This is a genomic window from Pseudomonas sp. TMW22091, assembly GCF_022496705.1.
Classification (GTDB): Bacteria; Pseudomonadota; Gammaproteobacteria; order Pseudomonadales; family Pseudomonadaceae; genus Aquipseudomonas; species Aquipseudomonas saxonica.
The window spans coordinates 465,783-477,659 of sequence record NZ_SCFI01000002.1; the positions used below are offsets into that span (position 1 = coordinate 465,783).

The window sequence follows — 11,877 nt, forward strand, 5'->3', positions numbered from 1 at the left end:
GGTTAGGGTGAGGGGCTTTTCAGCTAACCCAGATTCTTGCCCAACAACGCGTGGTACAACTCGGTATCCCCCAATATCCCCACCACTTTCTGGTTGTCATGCAACACCAGCTTGTTGCCCGTCTGATAACGAATCTGCAATGCATCGCGCATGCCAATGTTGCTGTCCACCAGCGTAGGACCGCGTCCTAACCCTTCTACCGCCTGCCCGCTGCGCCAATGTTGCAAGTCCAGCGCGCCCGCACCCTGGCGCACCCCTTTGATGGTGTTGCCTTCAGCCAGGTCGATCCACGAATCATCCCCCGGATCAATGCACACCGAGCCATTGACGCGTTTGCAGTTGTCCAGCGTGCGCATCAGGCTGCGGCCACACAGCACGTTCAGTGGGTTGGTATGGGCGACAAAGGTGCGCACGTAATCGTCTGCCGGGTTGAGCACGATCTCTTCCGGCTTGCTGTACTGGATGATCTTGCCGTCTTTCATGATCGCAATACGGCTACCCAGCTTGAGCGCTTCGTCGAGGTCATGGCTGACAAACACAATGGTCTTGCTGAGCTTTTGTTGCAGCGCCAGCAACTCGTCTTGCAAGCCTTGGCGGATCAACGGATCAAGCGCTGAAAACGGCTCGTCCATCAACAAAATATCCGCATCCATCGCCAGCGCCCGGGCCAGTCCGACCCGTTGTTGCATGCCGCCGCTCAGTTCGTCCGGTTTTTTATTCCGCCATTGGGTCAAGCCCACCAACTCCAGCTTTTCGTCCACCAGCGTGCGCCGTTCCTTTTCCGGGCGGCCCTGCATTTCGAGGCCAAAGCTGATGTTTTCACGCACCGTCAGCCACGGCATCAAGGCGAACTTTTGAAACACCATCGCAATGCGTTGGGTGCGCATCATTTTCAGCTCGGCAGGCGTGCATGAGGCGATGTCGATTTGCTTGCCTTCATGCTCCACAAATAACTGACCGCGGCTCACCGTGTTAAGGCCGTTGATACAGCGTAAAAGGCTGGATTTACCGGAGCCCGATAAGCCCATCAACACACAGATCTCACCTTTGTCGATGTCCAGGCTGGCCTTTTCGACGCCGACAATTTGCCCGGTTTTTTTCAGGATCTGATCCCGCGACAAGCCTTGATCCAGCAGGCCAAGCGCCTCGCGCGGGTCTTTGGCGAAGATAACGTCGACCTTATCGAAACGAATAATGCTCATGCGTCGGCTCCTGCTTTGGCGTCGGGCTGTTTGCAGATCCGGTCAAGCATGATGGCCAGCAACACAATGGCCAGCCCGGCTTCAAAGCCCAAGGCAATATCGGCCGTGTTCAGGGCATTGACCACCGGCTTGCCCAGCCCGTCAGCGCCCACCAGCGCGGCAATCACCACCATCGACAGCGACAGCATGATGCATTGGGTGATCCCCGCAGCGATGCTCGGCATGGCGTGGGGCAATTCGATGCGGGTGAGCAACTGGCGGCGCGAGCAACCAAATGCCTTGCCCGCATCAAGCAATTCATGGGGCACGTCGCGAATGCCCAGATAGGTCAGGCGAATCGGCGCCGCAATCGCAAACACCACCGTTGAAATCAGCCCCGGCACCACCCCAAGGCCAAACAGAGTCAGCGTCGGAATCAAGTAAACAAAGGTCGGCACGGTCTGCATCAAGTCCAGAACCGGGCGCATAAAGGTGTAAAACATCGGTTTGTGCGCGGCGAGAATCCCCAGCGGCACGCCAATGATCACGCACACAAAGGTGGCGAACAGCACCTGCGCCAGGGTTTCCATGGTCTCTTGCCAATAGCCCAGATTGAGGATCAGCAGAAACGACAGGGCCACAAATACCGTGAGCCCCCACTTGCGCTGGATCACATGAGCCAGCAGGGCCACCAGCCCGATAAAGGCAAAAGGGTTGAACCAGGTCAGCGCAAACGTCACGCCGTGGATCATCGTTTCGAGGGTGCTCGCGATGGCATCGAAGGTGCTGGCGCCGTGTCGCGTCAACCAGTCAACGAAGCCTGCGATGTACTCGCCCAGCGGGATTTTTTGATCGATCAGCATGGTTGTGAACATCCGCATGCAGGGGGAATTGAAACGGCACCAGACGGGCAGGCCGCCTGGCACCCGCGATTACTGCGCGAGGCTGGCTTTTACGGCCTCGGCGCCCGGCTTGCCATCAACGGTGGTCACGCCCGCCAACCAGGTGTCTAGCACCTGCGGGTTTTGCTTGAGCCACGCGCGGGCGGCCACGTCCGGTTTGACCTTGTCATCCAGCACCTTGCCCATCAGGGTGCTTTCCATGTCGAGGGTGAACACCAGGTTTTTCAGCAGTTGGCCCACGTTCGCGCACTCTTCGGTGTAGCCCTTGCGCGTGTTGGTGTAGATGGTTGCCTGGCCGTAGTTGGGGCCGAAAAACTCATCACCGCCGGTGAGGTATTTCATCTTGAAACGGGTGTTCATCGGGTGCGGCTCCCAGCCCAGGAACACCACGTCGGTGCCCCGGCGTTGAGCGCGATCCACCTGCGACAACATCCCGGCTTCGCTCGACTCGACCACCTTGAAACCGGCGTCCTTAAGGCCGAAGGCGTTCTTGTCGATCATGGTCTGAATCATACGATTGCCATCGTTACCCGGCTCGATGCCGTAGATCTTGCCGTCCAGCTCCTTTTTGAATTTCGGCAGGTCGGAGAAGTCCTTCAAACCCTTGTCATACAGCGCTTGTGGCACGGCGAGGGTGTATTTGGCGTTCTCAAGATTGGCGCGCACCGTTTCGACAGTGCCCGCATCACGGTAGGGTTTGATGTCGTTTTCCATGGTCGGCATCCAGTTACCCAGAAACACGTCCATGTTCTTGCCATCGGCCAGCGACTTATAGGTAACGGGCACTGAAATCATGGTGGTTTTGGTTTTATAGCCGAGGGCTTTGAGCACCTCGCTGGTCACGGCGGTGGTGACGGTGATGTCGGTCCAGCCGACATCCGAGAAATTGACCGTGTTGCATTGCTCCGGCTCTGCAGCCTGGGCAGAGACGTTCAGACTCAGCAATGCAGCCAACAACAACGGTGAGGAATGTTTCATGGAACGACTCCTGAGTGTCTAAATGGCGGTCTTCGATACGAAAACCCGCCCGTAACAGTTGCGGTTGGGTGATGCTCGGCACGCTGAAGCCCGCGCATCTTGCAATCGAGTCGAGACTGATCATGTAACAGCGAAAATCAAACGCCTACAGGGGGCGTCGCATCCAGTACAGGTAGGGTCGTATCTGATGCCAGCCAGGTCGTATCTGGACGTTTATGCGCCAAAAAGTGATGGATTCGCCTGTCAGCACCGGCAAAAACGGCCAAGGCGCTGGCAGGCAATAGCGGGTCGTAGCTGGACGTTTTGGCGCGCCACAAAGAGCCGATGATGCAGGCAATCACTGTCGAGGTTCCTGTTCATGGCTATCAGCGTGTTTGACCTGTTCAAGATCGGCATTGGCCCTTCCAGCTCCCACACCGTGGGCCCGATGCGGGCGGCGGCGCTGTTTGTGCAGGGGTTGCGCGAGCGAGGCCAGTTGCCTCAGGTGCGCCGCGTTGAAGTGCAACTCTATGGTTCGTTATCGGCCACCGGCATTGGCCATGGCAGTGACAACGCCGTGATCATGGGCTTGATGGGCGAGTGGCCGGATGCCATCGACCCGGCCTGCATTGGCCCACGCATTGCCCAACTGCGTGAGCGTCGAACGTTGCTGCTGGACGGTCATTTGCCGATTGCCTTCGAGTGGTCGCAGGACATGCGCCTGATTGACGAGAACCTGCCTTTCCACCCCAACGCCATGACCTTGATCGCTGAAAGTGCGCAAGGCGAGTTATATCGCGACACGTACTACTCCGTCGGGGGTGGTTTTGTGGTGGACGCCGCCCAAGCGGCCAGTGGCGTACTGGACATGGACCGCACGGCCTTGCCCTATGACTTTTGCAGTGCTGCGCAATTGCTGCAGCTGTGCCATGAACATCATCTGAGCGTCGCTGCATTAATGATGGCCAACGAACGTATCTGGCGCAGCGAAGACGAAATCCGCTGTGGCTTGATGACGCTCTGGCGCGCCATGCAGGACTGCGTGGATCAAGGCCTCAAACACGAAGGCATCCTGCCCGGCGGCTTGAACGTGCGCCGCCGTGCTGCACGCCTGCACCGCAGCTTGCAGGAGCTGGGTAAACCCAACGTCATCGGCTCAACCTTGAGCGCGATGGAATGGGTCAACCTGTTCGCCCTGGCGGTCAATGAAGAAAACGCGGCGGGCGGGCGCATGGTCACTGCGCCCACCAACGGCGCGGCGGGCATCATCCCGGCGGTGCTGCACTACTTTATGAAATTCAGCGATGACGTCAGCGAAGCCCACGTGGTGGACTACTTATTGAGTGCGGCGGCGATTGGCATTTTGTGCAAAAAGAACGCCTCCATTTCGGGGGCCGAAGTGGGGTGTCAGGGCGAAGTGGGTTCTGCCTGCGCCATGGCGGCAGCGGGGCTTGCGCAAATCCTCGGCGCCACGCCGGAACAGCTGTGCAACGCGGCCGAAATTGGCCTGGAACATAACCTGGGCCTGACCTGCGACCCGGTGGGCGGGCTGGTGCAAGTGCCGTGTATCGAGCGCAACGCCATAGCGGCTGTTAAAGCCATCAACGCCGCGCAAATGGCCCTGCGCGGCGACGGCCAACACTTTATTTCGCTGGACCGCGTGATCCGCACCATGCGCGACACCGGCGCCGACATGCACGACAAATACAAAGAAACCTCACGCGGCGGGTTGGCGGTGAGTGCGGTGGAGTGTTGAGGGCGGATTAGTTTTTTTCGCGCGGTACCCAAATATTGCCGATGGAGAGGCTGATGAGATAACGCTCCTCATCAGGGTGCCTATCGTCCTTGAATCGGTGCAGGCTTAGCATGGTCTGGTAGGTGTCATCGGCCTGCCAGAAAGTGGTCCCGCCTTTGTTTATGTCGCGTAACCGCGCACGCCACTCGGGCGTGTCGGCAATAGCGGGGTCCATGTTGGGTGAGGTTAATTCCCAACCTTGGCGACGCCATTGGTCCTGTAAATCCAGCACAATCTTCAGGGCATCATCGAGCAAAAGAGGCTCGATTTGCGGGGACATGCGGATGCTGGATACTCGCTCGTCTTTAAAGCTGATGGTGAAGATTAACAGCGCTGAGAGACCTTGCGAGTACGGTCTTTTAGTCAGAACGACCAGTAGGCAGACGGTGCCCTCGGGAGCACGCTCGTTGCACTTTCCTACTTATCTCGAAGCCTGCCCATGTTGACTCATCATTACCGATACGACCCGTTGAATCGCTTGACTCATTCGGCAAATACTCAGCGTTTTTATCATCACTCACGCATGACGACTGAGATTCAGGGCACGGTGCGCTACAGCGTTTTTCAAAGTGGCGACACGGTATTGGCCCAGACACGCGCTGATGGTGAGGCCAGTGAATGCAGCTTATTGGCCTCAGGCATGCAGCGGTCGGTCTTGCAGGTGGTCAGCCCTGATGGCAGTCGCAGCGCTGCCTATAGCCCCTATGGCCATAGTTGCGAGCCTCCTGTGCTGGGGTTTAACGGCGAACGTGCCGACCCGGTCACGGGTCACTATCTATTGGGCAACGGCTATCGGGCGTTTAACCCGGTATTGATGCGCTTTAACAGCCCGGACAGTTGGAGCCCTTTTGGGCGAGGCGGGATTAACGGCTATGGCTATTGCGAGGGTGACCCTGTTAATCGAGTCGATCCGAGCGGGCATTTCTGGCGGCGATTAATCCGCGCAGTTACCGGACTGGCGGGCAAGCGTTCAGCCGCAAAGCCGATAGCACTCGTCGCGCCACCTCTTACGCCGATAGCACTCGTCGCGCCACCTCTTACTTTAGCGAAATGGGGGTATGAGGCACTGGAAGATTTCAGACAGTTGATACCGGGCATCTATGTGGCGAGGCAGCAAGATGAATTTGGCAAATACACCACGCAATTGGTCGCAGGCCATGGGGACATTTATACAACCCGTGGTGGCATAAGTTTCGGGTATATGATCTCAGGGGACCGCCCCCTCGGTGCACCCATGCTCAGCAAGCTGTTATCAAAGAAGGTGAGTTTTAAGGGCATTAAAGAAATAAATTTAGTGATGTGTTACTCGGCCAATTTAAAAGAGGCCTCATTTGCCCAGCACTTGGCAAATGATATGGGGCTTCCGGTCACCGGCTATTTGAACAAACCCTTTCGTGTAGAGCCTGAATTTGTCGCGGAACGAGTGCCTCGAATCGAACCCTGGCCTAGAAGAATATTACTTAAAGACGGCTTTGTTGCGGATCAAGCGAGGCTTATCAGAGAGGGGGTGCAGGGTGGTTCCTACGATCCAGTACGGTTTCTACCTTCGCCCAGAAATGGCAGTTAGTGCCTGCGGGTTGAGGCCAAACACACAACATCAGGACTGACCGGGTTTTAACGCGCCTGCTTGCCTCAGGCGCGCGCGGCTCAGTGCGTCGTCAGACCGTCCAGCGATTTATCGACATAGGCTTTGGCCAGCTCCACCAAATGCGTCACCGATAACACCAGATCGCGCTGCAACCCGCTCAACCCCTTCCCCGCCTCATTCGCCGAAGCCCCCGCGCAGCGCAACAAGTCTGATGCTTGGGCCAAAGCCGCTTCTAAATTGACACTGTCGGGGATGGCATACGTTGGCATACCCACGGGGCATAGAGGCTTAGGGGGGAGCAGGTAGTGGTCGAGGGCGCGATCAGCGGCGGCGCGGTCCAGCGACTGTGCATCGCGCTGAGCAGCATCGTGCAGGGTGAAACAGGGTGGGTCGGGGGTAATCTTTTTCATGGCACATCTCCCAATCAATCAAAGGAGCTGTCACCTGTCGCTACTAAACGAATGGGTGGCAGCCGTACGCAGGTTAGTAGACCGGTGATCAGGAAACCGGCGCACCCGAAGGCGCCCTGCGCACGGCCACCATAAAGTTTGGCCGAAAAAAAGCGCCTCGCTAAGGTGGCGCCTTGCGCCTGATCACATCGTCGAGCTACTAAACCCGACCGCTGATGGACAGCGATGGGCCGAGACTAGACCTCGAGATTGGCAGGCGCAAGCGAACGGGATTTTCTCGGAAGTTTCACCGGATTGAAAGGGACGCGTCGTACAAAGGACTGATTCGGGCGCTGTTTAAGTGCGCGACGACCTCTTATGGAGCACTGTGCGTTTTGTGACATGTGCACAGAGCTTAACGCGTGGTGCTTCCCACAAATGCTACCGATGTGCTCAACACGGTCGGTGCTCGATGTTACAGCCGTTTAAATTGCGTTTACGCGCGGGTTTGCTGCCCCGTTGACTAGACACTTTGCGACGTCGTTTTCAGGTGTTGTTGAATGGCCATTCAAGTTTAGGCATGGCAATTGCGTTGTGATTGCCAAGCCTCCTTGACCGGCGGCCAGAACAAGAGCCTGCGCCTGAGGCCATCACCCGCTTGTGTGAGGAGATACCGCGATGACGTCGTTCAACTCCGGGGCCCAACCCCAGAACCGTACGCCTCAATCCATCGGCTTTTTGCTGCTGGACAATTTCACGCTGATTTCACTGGCGTCAGCGATTGAACCCTTGCGCATGGCCAACCAGTTGTCAGGCCGTGAACTGTACCGCTGGAGCACCCTCAGCGCTGACGGCAGCCAAGTGTGGGCCAGCGACGGTCTGCAAGTGACCCCCGATGCCAGCATGTACAAGGCACCCGCGCTGGACATGGTGATTGTCTGCGGCGGTATTGGTATTCAGCGCACGGTGACCCGCGAGCATGTGTCCTGGCTGCAAAGTCAGGCACGCCAGTCGCGTCGCCTCGGCGCGGTGTGCACCGGCAGTTGGGCGCTGGCGTATGCCGGTTTGCTCGATGGTTTTGATTGCAGCGTGCATTGGGAATGCCTGGCGTCGATGCAAGAGGCCTTCCCGCGGGTGGCCATGAGCACGCGGTTGTTCACCCTTGATCGCACCCGTTTTACCAGTTCGGGCGGCACCGCGCCGCTGGACATGATGCTGCACTTGATCAGCCGCGATCATGGCCGGGAGTTGTCGGCGGCCATCTCGGAAATGTTTGTGTATGAACGCATTCGCAATGAACAGGATCACCAGCGAGTGCCGCTTAAACACATGCTGGGCACCAATCAGCCGAAGTTGCAGGAAATCGTCGCCCTGATGGAGGCCAATCTGGAAGAGCCGATTGATCTGGACGAGCTGGCGGTGTACGTGACGGTGTCACGGCGCCAGTTGGAACGGCTGTTTCAGAAGTATTTGCACTGTTCGCCGTCACGGTATTACCTCAAGTTGAGGTTGGTGCGGGCGCGTCAGTTACTCAAGCAAACGCCTATGTCGATTATCGAAGTGGCGGCGGTGTGCGGGTTTGTGTCGACGCCGCATTTTTCCAAGTGTTACCGCGAGTATTTCGGCATACCGCCACGCGATGAGCGGGTCGGTTCCAATACGGCTCAGCAGACTTCAACACTGGTGCCGATTACGCAGTCGCTGCTGCTGGCGCCTTTGGCTGGGCCGATGTCGGCGTTGCATCAGGCGCGCAACGAATCGACCTTTGCCAGTGTGAGAATTTAAAGCCCTTACAGGCCCCTTACTCTCAGTGGGGTGAGGGGTGCTGGAACTGCGCCAGGCCCGGCAGCAGGTGCCGGTCAATCGCCTCGCGTACGGCGGGCAAAATGGTTGCGCTGCCGGTGTAGAGCTTTTCGACCAGCCCCTTGAGCGCCTGCGCGCTGGTATCGTTCAAACCACAGACCACGGCTTTGCACGCCTCGTCGGCGCTGCCCGACACTTCAAACCCCAGTGAACGCAGTTGGTTAAGCAAGTCGTGCTGATCAATCAAATCCGCGTGCATCATGCTTTTTATCCTTCTGTGAAACGCGTTGGAGCTTTGATTCTGGTAGGGCTTTGGCAAAGCGGCAAGGGAGGTGTCCGGTTTGCCTAATTACGGGTCGTTTTGAGACTCGCTTAGCCCTTGAGCAACGCCGCGCACGCGACCTTGAACGCTTCATGCTGGTACTTGTTCAGCGTGGCGGGCAGTTCGAAGGCGTGCTTTTTGAATTGTGCGTTGAGGGTTTGCGGTGACAGCAATTGCACGTCGCAATCGTCCAGCAACTGGAGGATGCCTTCAATTTTGAAGGTGGTCGGGCCGCCCGCGAACTCACCTTTTTTACTGCGCTTTTTGATCACCATGCGTGTGATGCCCTGGGCTTTTACAAACGCTGCCAGGTTGGCCGCAAAGGCTTTGACGCTGGCCGCGTCCTCATCGTCGTCGAGGGCGAGCTTTTTAGTGGCAACGGCCACGTGTTCCAGGTGGGGCGTTACCAGCGCGAAGATCGCTTCGCTGCCTTTGATTTCAATACCGCAAATAGTCATATAAAACCTGTGCTCACAAAGTCGAATGCCAATCCGTAGCAGCTGCCGGAGGCTGCGTCCGGCTGCAAAGCAGTCGTAAACCCACCAGACACATTCTGCCTGCAAGGTTGCAATCTGCAGTTCTACGGCCGCTTCGCAGCCGGACGCAGCCTTCGGCAGCTGCTACGGGTATCAAATGCTGTGCTCACTCCTGGCCGATCGATTCCAGAAACTCTGAACGGTCGTCGCTGATGGCGGCCATGCAGTCATTCAGGGCGATGTTGTAGGTGTCTGTGCCGGCCGTGGCCGGGAACACCGCAATGGCGCAATCGGCGTCACGCTGATGCAGCCACAGCGCCTGCGCGGCTTTGATCTTGCTGATGATGTTATTGAGTTGGGTCGGATTTGAGCCGTACAGCGAGGTCATGCGCGCCTGCAGGGCTTCGTAGTTTTCGGTCAGCAATTGCTCGGCGGCATTTTTGCTGAACACGGAGCACGCCAGGGTTTGCTGGTCGTTTTCGACGGCATCACACGGGTTGTAGTCGGCATCATCGGCTGCGTAGGCGCCGCTGGTGATCAACGCCAAGGCCAGGAGAATCGATTTCATTGCGGCTTCCTAATCCAGAGTTGGAGCCGATTCTGGCTGATGCGTCGGCCAATGAACAGCCAAGGCGCTGATTGACGCTTTCGGCAATCGCGCTGTCGCTTTTGCACCCGGCTGTTTTTGACCCCAAGCCTATGCTGGCCCCAAAGCGCCGGCAGACGATTCGGCGCAGCAATCGCCGATAAGGGGACGCCTGATGAGCCCAGCCGAGTTGCACGCAGACAGCATCGTTATCGACGGGCTGATCATTGCCAAATGGAACCGCGACTTGTTTGAAGACATGCGCAAGGGCGGCTTGACCGCTGCCAACTGCACCGTGTCGGTGTGGGAAGGGTTTCAGGCCACCATCAACAATATCGTCGCCAGCCAGACCCTCATTCGCGATAACAGTGATCTGGTGATCCCGGTCAAAACCACGGCCGACATTCGCCGCGCCAAGGAGCAGGGCAAGACCGGGATCATTTTTGGCTTTCAGAATGCCCATGCGTTTGAAGACCAATTGGGCTATATCGAGATCTTCAAGCAGCTGGGCGTGGGTGTGGTGCAGATGTGCTACAACACCCAGAATCTGGTGGGGACTGGCTGCTACGAACGCGATGGCGGACTGTCGGGGTTTGGTCGCGAAGTGGTGGCTGAAATGAACCGCGTGGGGATCATGTGCGACCTGTCCCATGTGGGTTCCACAACCTCTGAGGAGGTGATCCTGGCCTCAAAAAAACCGGTCTGCTATTCGCACTGCTTGCCGTCCGGCCTGAAAGAACATCCTCGTAACAAATCCGACGCCGAACTCAAATTTATCGCCGACCACGGTGGCTTTGTTGGCGTGACCATGTTCGCGCCGTTTCTGGCCAAGGGCATCGACTCAACCATTGACGACTACGCCGAAGCCATCGAGTACACGATGAATATTGTCGGTGAAGACGCGATCGGTATTGGCACTGACTTTACCCAAGGGCATGGTCAGGACTTTTTCGAAATGCTGACCCACGACAAGGGCTACGCCCGCCGTCTGACCAGCTTTGGCAAGATCATCAACCCGCTGGGCATCCGCACCGTGGGCGAGTTTCCCAACCTCACCGAAACCTTGCTCAAGCGCGGTCACAGCGAACGCGTGGTGCGCAAGATCATGGGCGAGAACTGGGTCGGCGTCCTCAAGGACGTTTGGGGCGAGTAACCCAAACACACTTATTGCGTAGCAGCTGCCGAAGGCTGCGTCCGACTGCGAAGCAGTCGTAAACCCGTATTGCAGAATTTTCCCGCAAGAGCGAGGCGTCTGGTTTTCGATCGCTTCGCGCTCGGACGCAGCCTTCGGCAGCTGCTACGGGACTCAATCATTTTTTGGAGTGTGATGTCATGGCTAAAATCGCCCCGCAATTGCCTATCGAAGTCGACAGCGAAACCGGCGTCTGGACCTCCGACGCGTTGCCCATGCTGTATGTGCCGCGTCACTTTTTCGTCAATAACCACATGGGCATCGAAGAGGTGCTGGGGGCCGAGGCTTATGCCGAGATTCTCTATAAGGCCGGTTACAAATCAGCCTGGCACTGGTGCGAAAAAGAAGCTGAATGCCACGGCCTTGAGGGCGTTGCGGTGTTCGAGCATTACATGAAGCGCCTGTCGCAACGGGGCTGGGGGCTGTTCACGCTGCTGGACATCGACCTCGATAAGGGTACGGCCACCATCAAGCTTGAACACTCTTGTTTCGTCTATGTGTACGGCAAGGTAGGGCGCAAGGTGGATTACATGTTCACAGGCTGGTTTGCCGGCGCGATGGATCAGATTCTGCACGCCCGGGGCAGCAGCCTTCGTACCGTGGCCGAGCAGGTGTACAGCGGTTCGGAAGAAGGCCACGACCACGGTCTGTTTATCGTCAAGCCGTTGTAAGCCGAGGATCGGGAT

13 protein-coding genes are annotated in these 11,877 nt (G+C 57.5%); 5 read left to right on the forward strand and 8 right to left on the reverse strand.

The window, feature by feature from the left end; all coding sequences use genetic code 11:
- Positions 1 to 23: 23 nt before the first annotated feature.
- The 3 genes from choV to EQV93_RS05915 all read right to left on the reverse strand — a co-directional run bounded on the left by choV (position 24) and on the right by EQV93_RS05915 (position 3,061).
- Positions 24 to 1,202 carry a choline ABC transporter ATP-binding protein gene (gene choV / locus EQV93_RS05905; RefSeq protein ID WP_146385904.1) on the reverse strand — a complete coding sequence of 393 codons (1,179 nt, stop codon included), beginning with the start codon at positions 1,200 to 1,202 and terminating at the stop codon, positions 24 to 26.
- Entirely contained in the window at positions 1,199 to 2,044 is an 846-nt protein-coding gene (gene choW, locus EQV93_RS05910; protein WP_122785543.1) for a choline ABC transporter permease subunit, read from the reverse strand. The genes choV and choW overlap by 4 nt, the downstream gene beginning before the upstream one ends.
- 69 nt (positions 2,045 to 2,113) lie before the next feature.
- On the reverse strand, positions 2,114 to 3,061 hold the full coding sequence (locus tag EQV93_RS05915) for a choline ABC transporter substrate-binding protein (RefSeq protein ID WP_122785424.1): 948 nt from the start codon (positions 3,059 to 3,061) through the stop codon (positions 2,114 to 2,116).
- A gap of 358 nt (positions 3,062 to 3,419) precedes the next feature.
- Here EQV93_RS05915 and EQV93_RS05920 point away from each other — a divergent pair, with 358 nt between their 5' ends.
- Entirely contained in the window at positions 3,420 to 4,796 is a 1,377-nt protein-coding gene (locus EQV93_RS05920; RefSeq protein WP_240891074.1) for an L-serine ammonia-lyase, read from the forward strand.
- Positions 4,797 to 4,803: 7 nt separating this feature from the next.
- Here EQV93_RS05920 and EQV93_RS05925 read toward each other — a convergent pair whose 3' ends face one another.
- Complete coding sequence (locus EQV93_RS05925) at positions 4,804 to 5,115, reverse strand: hypothetical protein (protein WP_336247119.1); 312 nt, start codon at positions 5,113 to 5,115, stop codon at positions 4,804 to 4,806.
- Between the two features lie 159 nt (positions 5,116 to 5,274).
- Between EQV93_RS05925 and EQV93_RS05930 the strand changes: the two genes are divergently transcribed.
- Positions 5,275 to 6,402: an RHS repeat-associated core domain-containing protein gene (locus tag EQV93_RS05930; protein ID WP_240891075.1), complete on the forward strand. Its 1,128-nt coding sequence runs from the start codon at positions 5,275 to 5,277 to the stop codon at positions 6,400 to 6,402.
- A gap of 80 nt (positions 6,403 to 6,482) precedes the next feature.
- Here EQV93_RS05930 and EQV93_RS05935 read toward each other — a convergent pair whose 3' ends face one another.
- Positions 6,483 to 6,833: a DUF6124 family protein gene (locus EQV93_RS05935; RefSeq protein ID WP_240891077.1), complete on the reverse strand. Its 351-nt coding sequence runs from the start codon at positions 6,831 to 6,833 to the stop codon at positions 6,483 to 6,485.
- Positions 6,834 to 7,490: 657 nt separating this feature from the next.
- Here EQV93_RS05935 and EQV93_RS05940 point away from each other — a divergent pair.
- Positions 7,491 to 8,597, forward strand: a complete 1,107-nt coding sequence (locus EQV93_RS05940; protein ID WP_146385913.1) for a GlxA family transcriptional regulator — start codon at positions 7,491 to 7,493, stop codon at positions 8,595 to 8,597.
- A 22-nt stretch (positions 8,598 to 8,619) separates the two neighbouring features.
- Here the strand turns inward: EQV93_RS05940 and EQV93_RS05945 are convergent, their stop codons facing one another.
- From EQV93_RS05945 to EQV93_RS05955, 3 genes are all read right to left on the reverse strand, one after another.
- Entirely contained in the window at positions 8,620 to 8,877 is a 258-nt protein-coding gene (locus tag EQV93_RS05945) for a hypothetical protein (protein ID WP_122785419.1), read from the reverse strand.
- A 110-nt stretch (positions 8,878 to 8,987) separates the two neighbouring features.
- Entirely contained in the window at positions 8,988 to 9,395 is a 408-nt protein-coding gene (locus tag EQV93_RS05950; protein ID WP_122785418.1) for a DUF3010 family protein, read from the reverse strand.
- A gap of 184 nt (positions 9,396 to 9,579) precedes the next feature.
- Positions 9,580 to 9,981: a lysozyme inhibitor LprI family protein gene (locus EQV93_RS05955; protein WP_122785417.1), complete on the reverse strand. Its 402-nt coding sequence runs from the start codon at positions 9,979 to 9,981 to the stop codon at positions 9,580 to 9,582.
- Between the two features lie 193 nt (positions 9,982 to 10,174).
- Here EQV93_RS05955 and EQV93_RS05960 point away from each other — a divergent pair, with 193 nt between their 5' ends.
- Both EQV93_RS05960 and EQV93_RS05965 read left to right on the forward strand, forming a co-directional pair.
- Entirely contained in the window at positions 10,175 to 11,152 is a 978-nt protein-coding gene (locus tag EQV93_RS05960) for a dipeptidase (RefSeq protein WP_122785415.1), read from the forward strand.
- 179 nt (positions 11,153 to 11,331) lie between these two features.
- Complete coding sequence (locus EQV93_RS05965) at positions 11,332 to 11,862, forward strand: 4-vinyl reductase (RefSeq protein WP_122785414.1); 531 nt, start codon at positions 11,332 to 11,334, stop codon at positions 11,860 to 11,862.
- Positions 11,863 to 11,877: the final 15 nt, after the last annotated feature.

Coding starts and splice junctions, on each gene's coding strand:
- choV (WP_146385904.1), bottom strand. CDS start 1,202: ATGAGCATTATTCGTTTCGATAAGGTCGACGTTATCTTCGCCAAAGAC.
- choW (WP_122785543.1), bottom strand. CDS start 2,044: ATGCTGATCGATCAAAAAATCCCGCTGGGCGAGTACATCGCAGGCTTC.
- EQV93_RS05915 (WP_122785424.1), bottom strand. CDS start 3,061: ATGAAACATTCCTCACCGTTGTTGTTGGCTGCATTGCTGAGTCTGAAC.
- EQV93_RS05920 (WP_240891074.1), top strand. CDS start 3,420: ATGGCTATCAGCGTGTTTGACCTGTTCAAGATCGGCATTGGCCCTTCC.
- EQV93_RS05925 (WP_336247119.1), bottom strand. CDS start 5,115: ATGTCCCCGCAAATCGAGCCTCTTTTGCTCGATGATGCCCTGAAGATT.
- EQV93_RS05930 (WP_240891075.1), top strand. CDS start 5,275: ATGTTGACTCATCATTACCGATACGACCCGTTGAATCGCTTGACTCAT.
- EQV93_RS05935 (WP_240891077.1), bottom strand. CDS start 6,833: ATGAAAAAGATTACCCCCGACCCACCCTGTTTCACCCTGCACGATGCT.
- EQV93_RS05940 (WP_146385913.1), top strand. CDS start 7,491: ATGACGTCGTTCAACTCCGGGGCCCAACCCCAGAACCGTACGCCTCAA.
- EQV93_RS05945 (WP_122785419.1), bottom strand. CDS start 8,877: ATGATGCACGCGGATTTGATTGATCAGCACGACTTGCTTAACCAACTG.
- EQV93_RS05950 (WP_122785418.1), bottom strand. CDS start 9,395: ATGACTATTTGCGGTATTGAAATCAAAGGCAGCGAAGCGATCTTCGCG.
- EQV93_RS05955 (WP_122785417.1), bottom strand. CDS start 9,981: ATGAAATCGATTCTCCTGGCCTTGGCGTTGATCACCAGCGGCGCCTAC.
- EQV93_RS05960 (WP_122785415.1), top strand. CDS start 10,175: ATGAGCCCAGCCGAGTTGCACGCAGACAGCATCGTTATCGACGGGCTG.
- EQV93_RS05965 (WP_122785414.1), top strand. CDS start 11,332: ATGGCTAAAATCGCCCCGCAATTGCCTATCGAAGTCGACAGCGAAACC.